The sequence below is a fragment of the Hymenobacter sp. UYCo722 genome (assembly GCF_040547115.1).
GTDB lineage: Bacteria > Bacteroidota > Bacteroidia > Cytophagales > Hymenobacteraceae > Hymenobacter.
Window position 1 is genome coordinate 160,704 of the sequence record NZ_JBEPPC010000004.1, and the last position, 16,362, is coordinate 177,065.

A 16,362-nucleotide genomic window follows, 5' to 3' on the forward strand; every position below is an offset into this window, starting at 1 on the left:
CGTGCAGAATAAAGGGTGAAGTCTGACCGCAAAATTAGCCGCGAGGCCACCGCGCCGCTTGTAAAAAACCGTCGTTTTGCCTCAGTCGGCTCAGGCCTTCACGTCCGTGTGGCGAATACGCCGGATGTAGTCGCGGAATTCGCGCATCGAAGTGCCCGCGCTGCCCCCAAACTCGTGGTTGAAGTGGGCTTGGTCGAAGTAGCCGGCCGCTTCCAGGGTACCGAAGTAGTCGCCATCGGCCAGCAGCAGCGCCACCACCGTAGCGCGCAGGCGGCGGCTACGCGCCAGCTCTTTCATGGTGAGGCCCACCGCCTGTTTGAAGCGCTTTTGCACCTGCCGCTCGCTCCGGCCGGCCTGGCGCGTCAGCTCGCCGATAGCTACCCGGCCGTGGCTGGCCAGAATCTGCTCTACTAGCGGCTGCACCAACTCGTCGGGTGCTCCCGGCCCGGCGGCCTCCAGTAGCTCGTCGAGGGCGGCGGGCTGGAGCGGGCGCTTAGCCAACTGCCCCACGAGGGCGGCGAGCAGGGGGTAGCGCTCCATGTCGGGCTGGGCCGGCCGCGCCGCATTTTTCAGCCCGTCCATCTCCAGCCCAAATAGCGCCCGGGCGGCACCCGGCACAAACCGGATACCCGAAAACGCGCTGCTAGGAGCCATTATTTGCCGGAAATGAATGGTGCGTGGGCCGGCCCACAAAGCCGTAGGCGGGGCCAGCGGGCTGGTCCGAAATACAATCAGCGAGACGCAGCCATCGGGCAAGGCCGTGTGCGGTACGGGTCCAGCCAATGTGGCCGCTACTTCAAACTGCCAGTAGCGCAGAATGATGGCCGCGAGTGCTGGGGATGGCGCAAATTCCTGATAGTGCATGGCGCAAAGTAACGGGCCTCGCCACCCGCTTCGCTATCGTAGGCGCATGCCTCCCTCCAACTGGCGGGCCGTGTCGGTGTAGCGGCCCACGTAGTTGCCTTCCTCACGGCCGCTGGCTCGCAGCAGGGTCCAGTCCAGCACGGCGGTTTCGGGGAAGCTCACCGGCGTGGGCTCCAGGGGCGAGGCCGAATCGGCGGCTTCGGGCAGCAGCAGGGCCTGCACCGTGTTGCCGCGCCAGCCCAGCACCCGCGCCGAGGCCTGCCGGAAGCTGGTATCGGAAGCCGCCACGCGCACCGACAGCAGGAACTGGTCGCCATCGGGCAGGCCAGCCAGAAACTTCTTCTTGGCCTGAGGCAGCGTGCGCAGGGCCTCGCGCACGGGGTCGGCCAGGGCCGTTGCTTCGCGGGCCAGGGCCGGCCGCACGCCCGCCGGGGCCGTGGCCGCCGTGAGGACTACCGGCGCGGCGGTCTGCGCCGCCACCGGTTTCACATGCCCGACGGCCAATAAAGCCAGCAGCGGCAGCGCGAAATAGCTAGGCGTTTTCATAGAATAAATAGGAGGTTTCAGGAGCAAGATACGGCTCAAAGCTGGTTCAACACCCGCCGGCGTACCTTTGATTCCCCATGCCACCTACTGTTCCGCAGCCGCTTCAGCCCGGCGATTTTTACTACACGCCCGAAGGTTACCTCGTCTTCACCGAGCAGTACCATCGCCGCCGGGGCAGCTGCTGCCAGAGCAGCTGCCGCCACTGTCCCTGGAAATTTCGGCCCAAATCAGGCGCTGAGGGCGCTTCTGACGGGAAATAGGGCGGGGTGTTTGGTGAATGCCAGACTTTTGCCGATATTTGCGGCCCGTTTCCCTGCTTTGTATTAAAATTTAACCCTCCGATATCATGGCCCGTGTTTGTGATTTGACCGGCAAGCGTACCCGCGTTGGTAACAACGTTTCGCGCGCTAACAACAAGACCAAGCGCAAGTTCTATCCGAACTTGCAGAAAAAGCGCTTCTACATCCCCGAGCAGGATGCCTGGGTGACGCTGAAAGTAGCGACATCCACCATCCGCACCATCAACAAGAACGGCATTATGGCGGTCCTGAAGAAGGCTAAGGAGCAGGGCTTCATCGTATACTAGATTTTCAGTAGCAAGCATCGGGTAGTGAGTCATTAGATAAACCCAGTTTAATCTAACTGCTTAGCCCTAAATACCGTTTGCTAAAAGCCAGCGCCGCTGCGGTTGTCCATCAGGCAACCGCAGCGGCGCTGGCTTTGTCGGTTGGCGGCTATCTTGCTTTCTCACCTGCTCTCCACTGCAATTCCTGATGTTCATAAGGTTCCCGTTTCTTTCGCTTTTCCAGGTGCCGCGGCGGTTGCGGCTCGGTTCGCAGGGGGTTGTTGGCGGGTTGCTGCTGGCCGGTTCGGCGGTGGCCCAAACCCCTGCCTCCATCCCCGAGCCTATCGTGGAGTACGCGGCCCCGGCCCGGCCCACCGATTTTCTGTCGCCGGCCTTCCACAGGCAGCGCCGCGAGCTGCTGCGGGCGCAGCTGCCGCCGCACAGCGTGGCCGTGGTATTTGCCGCGCCGGTGCGTAACCGCGCCAACGACGTCGACTTCGTTTACCATCAGAACCCCGATTTTCATTACCTTACCGGCTACGGGGAACCCGATGCCGTGCTGCTGCTCTTTGCCGAGCCGCGCACCGTAGGTGGCCAGCCGGGCGTGACGGAAGCGCTATTCACGCAGCCCCGCAACCCCGCCCGCGAATCGTGGACTGGTCGTCGGCTTGGGGCCGTCGGGGCCAAAAATCAGTTGGCTCTCCAATACACCGCTGATAACAAGGAGTTCGCCGCGAGTGGGCTCAAGTGGGCTGATTTCGACAAAATCCTCTTCGGGGACCTGCCCACCGACACCCGGGACGATTCCGGCAACCCTGCCGACCTGCATAAGCTGGTGGCCACGTTTCGCCGGCAAGTCGGCGTGCCCGCCGATTACAACCCGGCGCTTGGCGAGTTTGAGAAGAGCATTCGGCACTACGGCCTGATGCCCGACGTGGCCGGGTACCTGGCGGAGAAGGTGAAAGCGAGCCCTGCGCTCAGCAGTTCTCCCTTAGTGAAAGACTACCTGGCGGCCACTACCAACGCGGCCCGCAAAGCTGCTATGGAAGCCCACCCGCCCGGCCGGCTCGATGATATGACGCTGGGAGAAAAACTGGATGCCCTGCGCGCCATCAAAACGCCCGAGGAGCTGGTGCTGCTGCGGCGGGCCGTTCGCATCAGCGCCCAGGGCCAGCGCGAGGTAATGAAACTGCTGCGCCCCGACCTGGGCGAAATGGAGGTGCAGGGCCTGCACGAGTACGTGTACCGTCGCTACGGAGCCGAATTCCAGGGCTACCCCAGCATCGTGGGCGGTGGGGCCAACGGCTGCATTCTGCACTACGAAACCAACGACCGCCCGCGCCTCGACAACGACCTCGTGCTAATGGACTGCGGGGCCGAATACCACGGCTACTCCGCCGACGTGACGCGCACCGCGCCGCCGTCCGGCACCTTCAGCCCGGCGCAGCGCCAGGTATACGAGCTGGTGCTCGCTGCTCAGGAAGCCGGCTTCGCCGCCTGCCGCCCCGGGGCCGAGTTCAACGCGCCCAACAAAGCCACCCAGGAAGTGGTGGCCGCCGGCCTGCAAAAGCTCGGCATCATCAAAAAGAAGGAAGATTTTCGCAAGTATTACCCGCACGGAGCCAGCCACTACCTGGGGCTCGATGTGCATGACCGGGGCAATTACGCCCCCTTGCAGGTTGGCAACGTCATCACCGTCGAGCCGGGTATTTACATTCCCGCCGGCTCGCCCTGCGACCCCAAGTGGTGGAACATCGGCGTCCGCATCGAAGATGATGCCCTGATTACCGCCACCGGCTACGAGAATTTATCGGCTGAAGCCCCGCGCACCGTCGCCGATATCGAGAAGCTAATGGCCGAGCCCAGCGCGCTGGAAGGCTTCAAGCTGCCCGAGCTGAAGTAGCTAATGCTTATGCTACTAGCCCTTATGCTGCCCGGTTCTTTGCAGTTCCGAAAAATCCCTGTACCTTTGCAGTCCTAAATTTAAAAACACACACCCCCGTCGAGATGGCCAAGAAAGGAAACCGGGTGCAGGTTATCATGGAATGCACCGAGCATAAAACCTCGGGGATGCCGGGCACCTCGCGCTACATCACCACCAAAAACCGCAAGAACACCCCTGAGCGTATCGAGTTGAAGAAATTCAACCCCATCCTCAAGAAAATGACCGTTCACAAGGAAATTAAATAACCTGAACAATGGCTAAGAAAGTAGTTGCTACGCTGAAAACCGTAGAAAATGCCAAGAACTGGGCAAAAGTGATTCGTGCCGTTAAATCGGAGAAAACCGGTGCTTACACCTTCCGCGAGGAAATGGTGCTGCTCGACAAAGTGCAGGAGTACCTGGCTACCGGCAACAAATAGTTGCTGGCCGGCCTCGGCTTTGTAAGAGTTTAAAAAGTCCCACCTTCGTGGGACTTTTTGCGTGTAATACCCCCTGTCATGCTGACTTTTGTCATGCTGACGCCGAAAGCGGCTTATCACGGCTGCTTTCAGTAGAGTTACCAATCCGAGCACGGCGAACGTGATAAGCTGCTTCGCAAGCTCAGCATGACAGAACCCCCATGGGCCTCTTCGATTTTTTTAAAAAGGACAAGGAAACTCCCGCCCAACAAGCCTCGCTTGATGCCGGGCTGGAAAAAACCAAAACCAATTTTTTCGAGCAGCTGAGCAAGGCCGTGGTGGGTAAAAGCACCGTGGATGAGTCGGTGCTGGACGACCTGGAAACGCTGCTGGTGCACGCCGACGTGGGGATTGATACGACCGTTAAGGTTATTGACCGCATTGAGGCCCGGGTGGCGCGCGACAAGTACGTGAGCACCGGTGAGCTCGACCGCATCCTGCGCGAGGAAATCGTGGGGCTGCTGGAAGATAACAACTCGGGTTCCATGGCCGTGCTGGACAGCGCGGGCAGCTCCGGGCAGCCCTACGTCATCATGGTGGTCGGGGTGAATGGCGTAGGCAAAACCACCACTATCGGCAAGCTGGCGCACCGGTTTCACTCGGCCGGCAAGAAAGTAGTGCTGGGCGCGGCCGATACTTTCCGGGCCGCCGCCGTCGACCAGCTCATCATTTGGGGGCAGCGCGTGGGCGTGCCGGTGGTGAGCCACGGCATGAACACCGACCCGGCATCCGTGGCCTTCGACGCGGTGAAAAAGGGGGTGGAAATGGGCGCTGACGTGGTCATCATCGACACGGCCGGCCGCCTGCACAACAAGGTGAACCTGATGAACGAGCTGAGCAAAATCAAGCGCGTGATGCAGAAGATGATTCCCGACGCGCCGCACGAAGTGCTACTGGTGCTCGATGGCAGTACCGGCCAGAATGCGTTTCTGCAGGCCAAGGAGTTCACCAAAGCCACTGAAGTCACGGCCCTGGCCATCACCAAGCTCGACGGCACGGCCCGGGGTGGCGTAGTGATTGGCATTTCGGACCAGTTCAGCATTCCGGTGCGCTACATTGGGGTGGGGGAGAAGATGACTGATTTGCAGCTATTTGACCGCCACACGTTCGTCAATTCGCTGTTCAAGAAATAAGCGGCGATAATTCGCCCGCGTTACGGCCTGCTCCTTCCGGATACTACCGGCCGGGGCGGGCCGTTTATCTTCGTGCTATGAATGAGATTCAAAACTTAGCCGTCGTTGGGGCCGGGACTATGGGCCTGGGTATTGCCCAGCTTGGTGTGCAGCACGGCCTACCCACGGTTCTCTTCGACCTGAGCCTAACTGCCCTCGAAAAAGCACAAGCGGCCATTGCCGCTGGCCTGGGCAAGCTGGTAGCCAAAAATAAGCTGACCGCCGAGGCCCGCGAAGCCGCATTGGCCCGCCTTACGCTCACCACCGCGCTGGCCGACGTGCGCGCCGACTGCATCATTGAAGCCGTGGTAGAGCGGCTCGACGTGAAGCACTTGCTGTTCCAGCAACTAGCGGCCATCAACGAGCCAACCACAATTCTAGCCTCCAACACCTCATCGCTGCCCATTACCCAATTGGCGGCTCCCGTACCGAACCCCGAGCGCGTGGTAGGCCTACACTTCTTCAATCCCGCCCCGCTGATGCCGCTGGTGGAGGTCATTAGCGGCGTAGCTACCGCCGCCGCAGTGGCCGACGCGGTGGAGGCAATGGCCCGTCGTCTGGGTAAAACCCCCGTGCGCGCCGCCGATGCCCCGGGGTTCATCGTGAACCGCGTGGCCCGGCACTACTATGTGGAAAGCCTGAAAGTAGTAGAGGAAAATGTGGCTCCATTTGAAATAGTGGACGAGCTGCTCGAAGCCAGTGGATTTAAAATGGGCCCCTTCCGGTTGATGGACCTGATTGGAGTCGACACCAACTTCTCGGTGACCAGTGCCATGTTCGCTTCGTTTCATCAGGACGGTAAGTTCCGGCCCAGCCGCATCCAGCAACAAAAGGTCGATGCCGGCCATCACGGCCGCAAAACCGGCCGTGGCTTCTACACTTACTAAGGTGCTTCGCCATGAATTTGATGTTTTTCAGCTCGAGGACCGGGCGGGTAGCGGGAGGGTTGATGCTAAGTGCCTTGCTGGATGCCTGCGGCAGTAAAAACAATGCCCAGCCCCAGATTCCCTATGCTCCGGTCAATCTCAGCCTAAGCCTAGCGGCCCAGGAATACGCCCCGTTGCGCTTCGACAACGGAGCCGTAACTATCCCGGTGAAAGGCCCGGCCGGCAATGGTGGCGTGAAGGGGGTGATTGTGGTACGCCAGAGTGCCAGCACTTTCTTGGCCTTCGAGCGCAACTGCCCCTACCAACCTTACGATGCCTGCGCCTTGGTTTCGCTCGACCGCAATTCGAAGCTATTTATGCGCGATTCGTGCTGCACCTCGCAATTTGACCTTAAAGGCCAAGTGACCGGTGGCCCCACCCCGTTGCCCCTTAAGCAGTACAGTGTCAGTGTACAAGGCAATCTGCTCAGTATTACGAACTGAAATCAGGTAGAAATTTTTGAAAAAAACATACTATAGGCTTGTGTTTCTTCAAAAGACCGTTGTAGATTTGCACTCCGAAACAACAACAACCGGTGTTTCGGCTAGAAAAAAGCTTCCTTAGCTCAGCCGGTTAGAGCATCTGACTGTTAATCAGAGGGTCCCTGGTTCGAGCCCAGGAGGGAGCGCTAAAAGGCCACTCACGGTATCGTGAGTGGCCTTTTTTAATTATTGCCCCCGGTTGATGTTGTGATAGTTTTGAAATGCCCTGCCAACCGCACCCGGGTCAACGTTAGTGAAGACCACGAAATCCGCTACTAGACCCAGAAATTCAACTGCTTCCCCAAGGAGCGCCGCACCGCTGTGGCCAAGGTAGGCGTCATGGCCGATGCCGTGGAGCAATAGCTGCGCAACCGTACCGCTTAGCGGCCTCAAACACGTTTCCTTGCCTTATCAAAGGCCTTCTCCAAACCGAAAGGGCTTTTCTTTTGCCCCGCCCGGCCGAGCTCCTGGCAAAAAACCGACCTACCTTTGGCGGCCCCCGCCGCTGCCGCGGTTCCCGTTTCCTTTCACCCCAATGGCCCCTGATTCTCCTCAGCTATACTTCGAAAACCCCGTCGGCCGCCTATACGAGCACCCCGACGCCTACGCCCTGCTCCAGTACAACGACGGCCAGCACACCCTGCCCGAGCTGCAGGGCCTGCTTAGCCACTTGCCCCACGTGCTACAGCGCAACCGCTGGCACCGCTTCCTCTCCCACCAACACCTGCTGACCCCCTTCACGCCCGAGGAAATTGCGTGGTGCGTGGACTTCTGGCGCAACACCGCCGCCCAGCACCCGGCCGGGCTATACGGCGCCGTGGTAATGTCCCACAACGTTTTCACCCGTCTCGCCATGGGACAGATAGTGCAGGAGGCCAACGGTGGCTCCATGCATTTCCGCCGCTTCGAAACCGAAGCCGAAGCCACGGCCTGGCTCGCGCAGGTAGCGTAGCGGTTTGGCGCTACAGCGCATATGCCTCCAGTTCCGGCACGTGGCGTACCAGGGCCAGCTCCGCCAGCGACTCCAGCAGTGGCTGCACCTACCCAGCCCGCACCTTGCCCGCAAAGCAGCCCGCCTGGTCGCCATCGGCTCCCTCGTTCCAGCGCCATGCCATTGTCGTTAGCGGCTGTTCAATTCAGCCCAAACGCACTTGGGACGGCCATGCTCCATGGGTACGCATGGGGCAAGAATAAATTGTTTTTTACCAAGGTTAAAGTAGTCGGGAGTTCCAAGGAAACAAATTGATTTGTAACTTTCCGGAACACTCATTTTCAACGCCATTCCGTTATGCTGCACAAAGCAAATTTTGTTTTATTAGCTGCCCTGCTGCTGGCCGGTTGTAGCAAGAAGCCCGACGCCTGCTTCACCATTGAGAAAGGCCAGCCCAGCTCCAAGGTCAACGACGAGGTAGAGGTGAACGCGGGCTGCAGCACCGACGCCGGCGATTTCGTGTGGGACTTCGGCGACGGCTTCAGCACCACCGGCATCAAGGCCAAGCACAAGTACGTCACGACGGGCCAGTACACCATCAAGCTCACCGCCAAAAACAGTAACCGGGATGCCACCACCAGCAAGCAGGTCACCGTCGTGCCCTAATTGCAGGGGCTGAACCAGCCAACAAAAACGCTCTTCCAGCCACGTGGCCGGAAGGGCGTTTTTTGTGCAGCCAAGCCCCGCCTGCAGCGCATATGCCTCCAGTTCCGGCACGTGCCGCAGCAGTGCCAGCTCTGCCAGCGACTCCAGCAGCGGCAGCACCTGGCCGGCCCGCACCTTGCCCGCGAAGCAGCCCGCCACGCCCGCTGCCGTGAGTGCCCCGCCCGCATCTGCTGCGCCAGCCCCGCCGGCCACTCACGTCGCGCCACTGCCACCTCACTGCTCACCGCTTCCGTAGCCAGCTCATTGCTCATTGCTCATTGCTCATTGCCAACTGTTCACTGCTAACTGACTTCGCCTGGTACGCTGGCCGCAGGTAGCGCACCGTGCCCGCCGCTTCTTCCGCCGCCCGCTGCTGGTTGAGCTGCACCAGCCGCGTCAGCAGCTCGGCATCGGGCAGGGTGGGGGCCCAGTCGTAGGCCGCCGCTACGGCTGCATCGAGCTGCTTGTGCAGCTCCAGCACCACGGCGGCCAGCCCGTTTTCGTGGGTTACCTGCTCCTTGGCTGTCAGGGGCAGGCCGGCCCGCAGCTTTTCCACCACGTTGTAGAGGTCGGTGAGGGTGAGCGTGGGGTGTTGGGCCTGCTGGCGCTTGCGGTGGCTGTCGAGCTGCTCGGCCAGCTTGTGGATTTCCGCCTGTTGGGCTTCGGTGGCGGCCGGGAAAGGGAAGGGGTCGAAGCAGCGGGATTTTACATACACCGGGTCATGAGGTGGTCTAGGAATTCCGGACGAGACAGTCCCGTCAGCAGCGCGTCGATGGCATAGCCCGCATCGCGCCAGAAGCGGAAGATGCCCACGCTGCGTTGCGGGAGTATATTCGGCCACCGCCGTCAGAAAAGTGGGGTATACCAGCGCTGTGCCCGCGCCCAACAGCGCCGCCAGCGCTAGAAATGCCGGGTAGGAACTGGTGAACAGCATGGCCAATAGCACCGCGCCCTGCAGTAGCATGCTCCAGAATAGTGGGTCCTTCTTGCAGAGCCGGTCAGCCAGCGGGTCAGTCAGGAGCTGGCCCAGGCCCCACACGGCGGGGTACACCGCGGCCACCGTGCCAATCTGCGTGAGGGTGAAGCTTTTGGTGGCCAGCAATAGCTGTAGTAGGCTCCACACCGTGCCGCCCACGAAGGCATTGACGATAACCAGTGGGGTGAATTGCTGGGCATTTTCGCGCAGGCCAAGCCGGACGGGCATGGGGGTGATGGGGAGGATTGGAATAGGGAAGTAAGGGTTGAGACAAAGAAGTATCCGCTTATGGATGCACCAGCACCCAGCCTTCGGTCTGGCGGATAATCAGCTCGCCGTTGCCGGTGGGCACCACGGAAATGTAGGGCAGCATGTCGTCCTTGGTCAGCTTGTAGGCTTTCATGGAATTTGCGCACTGAGCCAGAATCACGCCGGCCTGCTGCAGGGCCAGCACATCGGCCTCGAAGGGCTGGTCCTTTTTGAACACCACCGTACCGCCGCTGAACACCACCAGTTCCATCTCCAGCTTGCCTTTCAGGCGGGGGTCCTCCAGCGCATTTTTCATGTTGTGCAGGGTCTGGTTGATGAGCTTGGGGTCGCTGTTGTCGAGCTGGTACACGGCCCGGTAGTATTTCTTGGTCGCGGGCGCGCCCTGAAAAGTGGCCGCCTTCGCCGCCACGGCCGCGTTGGGCGGCGGGAGTACGGGTGCGGGAGTGGGCGGGGCCGTTGGCGGGGTAGCGACGGGCGTGGTCTGGGCCTGGGCGGCCGTGCCAATGGTGGCCACCAGTGCGGCGGCAGCGAAAAAACGGGTCAGGAAGTTCATCAGCAAACGGGAATTGGGTTAAAAGTCGTCGTTCAGTAGTCAGTTCAGCTGGTGCGTGTTCACCTTGTTCATCATGTAGCGGGTTTCGCCGTAGGTGCCGCCCAATGCCGATTCATAAAGGTAGAGGTCCAGCACGTCCAGGCCTCGGGTGCGTACCTGGGCGGCCATGCAGCGACGCAGGTGGAAATGCATAAGCGGGGATTAATTGGCTTTGCCGGGGTAAGCGGCCTCAATGGGTTGCCACGGCCCGTATTTGTGCTGCCGCACCGAAAATGCATCGGCGTAGGGTCCGAAGGGATGGTCCACCGGCTTCTGGCGGATGTCGGGCCAGTCGTGCGGGGCTGGCAAGTGCGGGCGGGGCTGCGCGTTCACGAAGGCCGCCACGTCCCAGGCCTGCTTGTCGGTGAGCTGCGGGTGGTCGAAGGTGGCCCCGTAGGGCATGGCCGCCTTCACGTATTTGGCGAAGTTGGTGACGCGGAACAGGCCCGCGCCGTCATTGTAGCTGTGCGGCCCCCACAGCGGTGGGTACTGGTAGCCGCGCCCGGCGGCCAGCGACTGGCCCTGGCCCTCCGGCCCGTGGCAGCGCTGGCACTTGCTGGCAAACACCGCTTTGCCCATGATGGGGTCGGCGGCGCGGTCGAGGTAGGCCAGCTGCACGAAGCCCGTGCCGTACACCTTGCGGCCCCTGGCAATGCCCTGGCCCAGCCACTTGATGTAGGCCACCACGGCGCGCATTTCGCGGCTGCTGTCGGCCAGCGCCCGCCCGTTGAGGCTGCGCTCCAGGCAGTCGTTCACGCGCTTCTCGATGCCTTCCACCGAGCCCGAGCGGGCCCGCAGCTTGGGGTAGGTGGCCGCCACGGCCAGGTAGTTGTTGGCGAAACCCATGGTGCCGGCCTGCAGGTGGCAGTTCTGGCAGTTCATGCCGTTGCTCAGGTGCGCTACCGAGCCCTGCGGGCCCAGGTACTGCGCCGTGTGGGCAATCAGCTCGCGGCCGTAGCGAATCTGGCGGCCGGCGGCGGTGCGTGGAATCCGGGCCGTGTCGGGGGCCGGGGTGGCGGGGCGGTGGTAGCTGCCGGCCGGGGGCGGGCCATCAGTGGCTTCGTTGGCCGCCACTTCGGGCATCGTTGGGGCCGGCCCGTAAAGCTTCGTGAGGACCACCACGAGTACGAGCACCACGGCCGCCGTCAGCAGCATCAGCAGGCGCACCAGGTGGGGCAACTGCCGCACCCGTTCTTCCGTGGGGTTCATGGGGTGGTCGGTTTGGTGGGGAGGGAGTTAGTAGGGAAGCTTTTCGCGCAGGGCGCTGTAGGTCCAGGTGCCGGCCAGGGCCGCCATAATCATCACGGCCGCCGCGCCTACGCCACTGCCCAGCTGGGCAAACAGCGGCCCGGGGCAGGCCCCGGTGATGGCCCAGCCCAGCCCAAAAATAAAGCCGCCAATCCAGATGCCGTGGTTGAATTTCTTGTCGGCCAGCACAATGGGCTCGCCGCTGATGGTTTTCAGTCGGTTACGCTTGATGAGCTGAATTGAAACCAGGCCCACCACCACGGCCGAGCCGATGACGCCGTACATGTGGAAGGCCTGGAAGCGGAACATCTCCTGAATCCGAAACCAGCTGATGACTTCGCTCTTGGTGAGTATGATGCCGAACAACGTGCCCAGCACCAGGTATTTGAAGTATTTCATAAGGACTAAAATCGCACCTAAAATAACATCGGGTAAATACCCCAGGTCATCAGCAGGCCGCCGGCGAAGAAGCCGACAACGGCTACCAGCGACACCCACTGCAGGTTAGAGAGGCCCGAAATGGCGTGGCCCGAGGTGCAGCCGCCGGCGTAGCGCGTGCCGAAGCCCACCAGAAAGCCACCCAGCACCAAAAACACCCAGCCCTTCCAGTTGGCCAGGTTATCGAGGGCAAACAATTCGCGCGGCAGCAGGCCGGTGAAATCGGTGAGGTGCAGCTCGGTTTTGAGGTCGCGCACGGTGGCGGACGAGATGTTCACCACGTCGGGGTGGCCCATCAGCTGGTAGCCGATGAAGCCGCCCAGGGCCACGCCCAGCACAAACACCAGGTTCCAGATTTCGGCCCGCCAGTTGTAGGTCAGAAACGGAATGCCGGCCGGCACGCAGGCCGCGCACATGTGCCGCAGCGAGCTGCTGATGCCCAGCGCTTTGTTGCCCACGAGCAGCAGGGCCGGCACCGTGAGGCCAATAAGGGGCCCGGCCACGTACCAGGGCCAGGGTTTTTGCAGGAGTTCAAGCATAAAGTTCGGAAATGAAAACAGGGCGTCCGGCGCAGCGCCGGGCGCTCAGAAGTAGAAATGGCGGGCGACTACCGCGTGGTCAGCGGCTCGGACCAGTCGAGTACCCCGCCCATCAGGTTGCTGACGTGCGCAAAACCGGCCCGCGCCAGCTGCCCGGCCGCGTTGGCCGAGCGGGCTCCGCTGCGGCAGTACACGTAGGTGGGCACCTTTTTATCGAGGCGGGCGATGCGCTGGGCAAAGTCGGGTGCGGTTACTTCCATGTTCACGGCCTCGGGCAAATGGCCCTGGGCAAACTCCTCGGGGCGACGCACGTCGAGCAGCACGGCCCCGGGCCGGCGGATTTCGGCGGCAAACTGAGCCGGGGTCAGGTTCTGGTAGCCGGGCTGCGGCGTGTTTTCGGCGGAAGACATTGGAAATGAGATTAGGAATGAATGGGTAGGACTGGCGCTGGCTGCACGCTAGGCGTGGGCAGCTGCGTCGGGGCTGCGCACGGGAAAGGTTTTTACGGCCTCGCTCAGGTCGTAGACCGGCGTGGCGGGCAGGGCGGGGGCCACAATGCTGCTGCCGACCGCCGAGCGGTAGCCGCCGGCGCAATGCACCACCACCGGCTTATCGGTCGGGATTTCGCCGGTCCGCTCGCGCAGCTCCGGCAACGGTAGGTTGAGCGCGCCGGCAAACAGCGGCTCGTGGGCGTGCTCCGAGGCATTGCGGACGTCCACGATGGTGTAGCGCCCGGGGTGAGCGCGAAAGGCCTCCACGTCCAGCCGGGCCAGGGTTGCTGCGGCCGAAGGGGTGCCCACCAGCGCGCCTTCAATCAGCGGCTCGTAGCCGATTTTGGCCGTCTTCTGAATCAAATCCGTCAGCGTGTCCGCATCGGCCGCCAGCAGGTAAAACCGCTCCGTTGGCCCCACAACGGAGCCCAGCCAGGTTTCGAACTTGCCGCCCTGCTGAATGTTGATGGCCCCTTCGGCGTGGCCCTGCTTGAAGACCGCCTCGGGCCGGGCGTCAATCACCAGCACACCGGCTCGCAGCGCCGTGCCCGTCGCCAGGCGCTTCACCTGCCGCAGGCTCGGGGCGAAGTCGGGCGCGCCGGCCTTGTTCAGCGCCACGTCGTAGCCAAAGTACTTGGGAATGAAAGGCTGGTCGGCCAGCAGCTCCCGCACAAAGGCTTCCTCCGACTGCGGGCGCAGGGCGTAGTTGCCGATTTTCTCGGCCCCGATGGTACTGCTGCTGGCCGTGTTGGTAGCCTTGCTGCACAGCGAGCCCGCGCCGTGGGCGGGGTACACCAGCACGTCGTCGGCCAGGGTCATCAGCTTCTCGCGGGTGCTGTGGTACAGCTGCTTGGCCAGCTCCTCGCGCCTGGCCGTCAGGTTGCCTACTTTCTCGCGCAGGTCGGGCCGGCCCACATCGCCGATGAGCAGCGTGTCGCCCGTAAACACGGCCACGTCCTGGCCCGCGCGGCTGAGCACGGTGCTCACCGAATCGGGCGAGTGGCCGGGCGTGTTCAGGGCCCGAAACGTGAGCTGGCCCACCGTGAACGAGTCGCCCTCGTCGAAGGCTTCGTGGGCATACTCGGCCCCCAGTAGCTTGCTGACGCGAATGACGGCCCCGGTTTTCCGGGCAATTTCGAGGTGCGACGACACGAAGTCGGCGTGGGGGTGGGTTTCGAGCACGGCCACGATTTTAGCGTCGTGCGCCTGGGCGAAGTCGTAGTAGGGCTGTGGGTCGCGGGCGGGGTCTACCAGCACGATTTCGCGGACACCCTCGCTCAGAATGGCGTAGGAGTAATGGGCCAGGCCCGGGTCTTCAAATTGCTCGATTTTCATGGGATTCGACGAAAAAACGGGTGGGAGAACGGCGGGAAACGGGCGGTTAAGCGCGATGAAACAGCAGCTCCTTGGTGAGGATAAATGTGCCCATGGCAAGGGTGAACCAGCCGAAAGCCGGCTTGAGCTTGGCCCCCGGAATGAAGCGGGCCAGGTAGGTGCCCAGCACGATACCGCCGAGCGCAAACGCCAGAAAACCCAATATAAACGGCCACGCAATGGGCGTGCCCGCGCTGAGGTCGCCGCTGAAGCCAATGAGCGAATTCAGGGCAATGATGGCCAGGGAGGTGCCCACGGCCAGCTTCATGGGCAGGCGCGCGCCCAGCACCAGCGCCGGAATGATGAGAAAGCCGCCCCCCGCGCCCACGAAGCCCGTGAGCAGCCCCACCACCAGCCCAATGCCCAGAATAAGCGGGTAGTTGAAGGCGGGCTTTGGGGGCAGCTCCTCGGCCAGCACTCCCTCGGCTTTCTTGCTGCGAATCATGGAGGTGGCCGCCGCCACCATCAGCACGGCAAAGGCCACCAGCACCAGCAGGTCTTTGGTGAACACGATGCTGCCCAGGGTAAACAGCTCGTGCGGAATGGCCGGCAACAGCACCTTGCGCACCAGAAACACCGATGCCAGTGAGGGAATCAAAAAGACCACGGCCGTTTTCAGCGACACCAGCCCTTTCCGAAAGTAGCCCGCCGCGCCCACCACCGAAGTGCTGCCCACCACAAACAGCGAGTAGGCCGTGCTCAGCACCGGGCTCACGCCCATCAGGTACACCAGCACCGGCACCGTGAGGATAGAGCCACCCCCGCCCATGATGCCGAGCGAGAGGCCGATGAAAATGGCAGCGAAATAGCCGAGGTAATGGAGCATGAGCGGATGATGTATGAAGCTATGAAGGGTTGTTCATGTGTAAAGGCAAAAAAACGCGGGCTCCTTACAGAAAAGTGCAGCCGGCCAGGCATTGAATCACATCGATAACTTCCCGCATTTTGAGTGAATAATAGATATTTTTGCCCTCGCGGGTGCTGCTCAGAATCCCCTTGAGCTTCATGCCGGCGAGGTGGTGCGAAAGCAGGCTCTGCTCCACGTTCAGCTTGTCGCTGATTTCCGTTACCGACTGGCTCTCCTGCGCCGCCAGCAGCTGCACGATGGCAATGCGGGTAGGATGCGCCGTGGTTTTGAGAATGAAAGCCACTTTCTCCATCTTCTCAATGGAGAGGCCCATATCAACCAACGGTGCGGGGAAGGAGGTACTCATACTGAGTGGCAAATGTATGAATAAAATTTCATATGTCGAACCGTTCACCTAATTCTCCTCCCGGCGAAGGAGTTTCCGAAAGCTATTTCATATCGACGCTCTTGCCGTCGAGGCGAATGAGCTGGCCGGCGCGCTTGCCCGAGCGGCGAATGTGGGCGGTGGGCTCCTTGGCCAGCACCAGGCGGGGCAGGGTGCATTCTTCGAGGGCCACGTCCTGGCTCACGTAGCCGGCGGCTCCAATGGTGAGCTGCTGGCCCTGGTACACCACATCAGTAATCAAAAACTTGCCTTCGGCGTCGGTCACATACACCTGGTGAGTGCCTTTCACGAGCAGCGTGGCACCCAGCAGCGGGCGGCCGTTGGCCTCGAACACCTGCCCCATCAGGGGGGCGCAGGCCAGGCGCATGCGGCGTGGGCTGGCTGCGGTGCGGCCTTCCGACAGGGCCAACTGGTTCTGGGCACTGGCGGCGGCCGTAGCGCTGCTGCTTTGGGCGGCGGCGGGCCGGGCGGCGCAGGCCAATAGAACGAAGGAAGCGAGTAGAATACGCATAGCAATAAATTGAAAAAGGGCGGGACGAAAGCCGGCCGCGTTGCCAACCCCCGGGCGACTACCGGCTACCCAATGGC

Annotated in this window: 23 protein-coding genes and 1 tRNA gene; 11 read left to right on the top strand and 13 right to left on the bottom strand. The window is 61.9% G+C overall.

The window, feature by feature from the left end:
• Positions 1–90: 90 nt before the first annotated feature.
• Positions 91–864: a DUF6597 domain-containing transcriptional factor gene (locus ABIB44_RS12225; RefSeq protein ID WP_354584951.1), complete on the bottom strand. Its 774-nt coding sequence runs from the start codon at positions 862–864 to the stop codon at positions 91–93.
• A 33-nt stretch (positions 865–897) separates the two neighbouring features.
• Positions 898–1,410: a hypothetical protein gene (locus tag ABIB44_RS12230; protein WP_354584952.1), complete on the bottom strand. Its 513-nt coding sequence runs from the start codon at positions 1,408–1,410 to the stop codon at positions 898–900.
• 77 nt (positions 1,411–1,487) lie between these two features.
• Here ABIB44_RS12230 and ABIB44_RS12235 point away from each other — a divergent pair, with 77 nt between their 5' ends.
• The 11 genes from ABIB44_RS12235 (at position 1,488) to ABIB44_RS12285 (ending at position 8,554) form a co-directional block, all read left to right on the top strand.
• A complete protein-coding gene (locus ABIB44_RS12235) occupies positions 1,488–1,670 on the top strand; it encodes a C1orf53 family protein (protein ID WP_354584953.1) in 183 nt (60 codons plus the stop codon).
• An 86-nt stretch (positions 1,671–1,756) separates the two neighbouring features.
• Positions 1,757–1,996, top strand: a complete 240-nt coding sequence (gene rpmB, locus ABIB44_RS12240) for a 50S ribosomal protein L28 (protein WP_168674977.1) — start codon at positions 1,757–1,759, stop codon at positions 1,994–1,996.
• A 187-nt stretch (positions 1,997–2,183) separates the two neighbouring features.
• On the top strand, positions 2,184–3,878 hold the full coding sequence (locus ABIB44_RS12245; RefSeq protein ID WP_354584954.1) for an aminopeptidase P family protein: 1,695 nt from the start codon (positions 2,184–2,186) through the stop codon (positions 3,876–3,878).
• Positions 3,879–3,982: 104 nt separating this feature from the next.
• Positions 3,983–4,165, top strand: a complete 183-nt coding sequence (rpmG, locus tag ABIB44_RS12250; RefSeq protein WP_035567317.1) for a 50S ribosomal protein L33 — start codon at positions 3,983–3,985, stop codon at positions 4,163–4,165.
• A gap of 8 nt (positions 4,166–4,173) precedes the next feature.
• Entirely contained in the window at positions 4,174–4,338 is a 165-nt protein-coding gene (locus tag ABIB44_RS12255; protein WP_210514038.1) for a DUF4295 domain-containing protein, read from the top strand.
• Between the two features lie 200 nt (positions 4,339–4,538).
• A complete protein-coding gene (gene ftsY / locus ABIB44_RS12260) occupies positions 4,539–5,510 on the top strand; it encodes a signal recognition particle-docking protein FtsY (protein WP_354584955.1) in 972 nt (323 codons plus the stop codon).
• 77 nt (positions 5,511–5,587) lie between these two features.
• Positions 5,588–6,436, top strand: coding sequence for a 3-hydroxyacyl-CoA dehydrogenase NAD-binding domain-containing protein (locus ABIB44_RS12265; RefSeq protein WP_354584956.1), 849 nt, complete (start codon positions 5,588–5,590; stop codon positions 6,434–6,436).
• A 62-nt stretch (positions 6,437–6,498) separates the two neighbouring features.
• Positions 6,499–6,918, top strand: a complete 420-nt coding sequence (locus tag ABIB44_RS12270) for a Rieske (2Fe-2S) protein (protein WP_354584957.1) — start codon at positions 6,499–6,501, stop codon at positions 6,916–6,918.
• A gap of 111 nt (positions 6,919–7,029) precedes the next feature.
• Positions 7,030–7,103: transfer RNA gene (locus ABIB44_RS12275), tRNA-Asn, on the top strand.
• Positions 7,104–7,492: 389 nt separating this feature from the next.
• Positions 7,493–7,909 (top strand): hypothetical protein, encoded by a 417-nt coding sequence (locus ABIB44_RS12280; protein WP_354584958.1) that lies wholly within the window; start codon positions 7,493–7,495, stop codon positions 7,907–7,909.
• A gap of 336 nt (positions 7,910–8,245) precedes the next feature.
• On the top strand, positions 8,246–8,554 hold the full coding sequence (locus tag ABIB44_RS12285; RefSeq protein ID WP_354584959.1) for a PKD domain-containing protein: 309 nt from the start codon (positions 8,246–8,248) through the stop codon (positions 8,552–8,554).
• A gap of 307 nt (positions 8,555–8,861) precedes the next feature.
• Here ABIB44_RS12285 and ABIB44_RS12290 read toward each other — a convergent pair whose 3' ends face one another.
• The 11 genes from ABIB44_RS12290 to ABIB44_RS12340 all read right to left on the bottom strand — a co-directional run bounded on the left by ABIB44_RS12290 (position 8,862) and on the right by ABIB44_RS12340 (position 16,285).
• Positions 8,862–9,797, bottom strand: coding sequence for an MFS transporter (locus ABIB44_RS12290; RefSeq protein WP_354584960.1), 936 nt, complete (start codon positions 9,795–9,797; stop codon positions 8,862–8,864).
• Between the two features lie 58 nt (positions 9,798–9,855).
• Positions 9,856–10,392: a DsrE family protein gene (locus ABIB44_RS12295; RefSeq protein WP_354584961.1), complete on the bottom strand. Its 537-nt coding sequence runs from the start codon at positions 10,390–10,392 to the stop codon at positions 9,856–9,858.
• A gap of 39 nt (positions 10,393–10,431) precedes the next feature.
• Positions 10,432–10,584, bottom strand: coding sequence for a hypothetical protein (locus ABIB44_RS12300; protein WP_354584962.1), 153 nt, complete (start codon positions 10,582–10,584; stop codon positions 10,432–10,434).
• A 9-nt stretch (positions 10,585–10,593) separates the two neighbouring features.
• Positions 10,594–11,640, bottom strand: coding sequence for a c-type cytochrome (locus ABIB44_RS12305; RefSeq protein WP_354584963.1), 1,047 nt, complete (start codon positions 11,638–11,640; stop codon positions 10,594–10,596).
• A gap of 27 nt (positions 11,641–11,667) precedes the next feature.
• Entirely contained in the window at positions 11,668–12,078 is a 411-nt protein-coding gene (locus tag ABIB44_RS12310; protein WP_354584964.1) for a DUF6691 family protein, read from the bottom strand.
• Between the two features lie 17 nt (positions 12,079–12,095).
• Entirely contained in the window at positions 12,096–12,656 is a 561-nt protein-coding gene (locus tag ABIB44_RS12315) for a YeeE/YedE family protein (RefSeq protein WP_354584965.1), read from the bottom strand.
• A gap of 68 nt (positions 12,657–12,724) precedes the next feature.
• Positions 12,725–13,066, bottom strand: coding sequence for a rhodanese-like domain-containing protein (locus ABIB44_RS12320; RefSeq protein WP_354584966.1), 342 nt, complete (start codon positions 13,064–13,066; stop codon positions 12,725–12,727).
• Positions 13,067–13,114: 48 nt separating this feature from the next.
• A complete protein-coding gene (locus ABIB44_RS12325; protein WP_354584967.1) occupies positions 13,115–14,482 on the bottom strand; it encodes an MBL fold metallo-hydrolase in 1,368 nt (455 codons plus the stop codon).
• A 46-nt stretch (positions 14,483–14,528) separates the two neighbouring features.
• Entirely contained in the window at positions 14,529–15,347 is an 819-nt protein-coding gene (locus ABIB44_RS12330; protein ID WP_354584968.1) for a sulfite exporter TauE/SafE family protein, read from the bottom strand.
• Positions 15,348–15,411: 64 nt separating this feature from the next.
• Positions 15,412–15,735: an ArsR/SmtB family transcription factor gene (locus ABIB44_RS12335; RefSeq protein ID WP_354584969.1), complete on the bottom strand. Its 324-nt coding sequence runs from the start codon at positions 15,733–15,735 to the stop codon at positions 15,412–15,414.
• Between the two features lie 82 nt (positions 15,736–15,817).
• Positions 15,818–16,285 (bottom strand): carboxypeptidase-like regulatory domain-containing protein, encoded by a 468-nt coding sequence (locus tag ABIB44_RS12340; protein WP_354584970.1) that lies wholly within the window; start codon positions 16,283–16,285, stop codon positions 15,818–15,820.
• Positions 16,286–16,362: the final 77 nt, after the last annotated feature.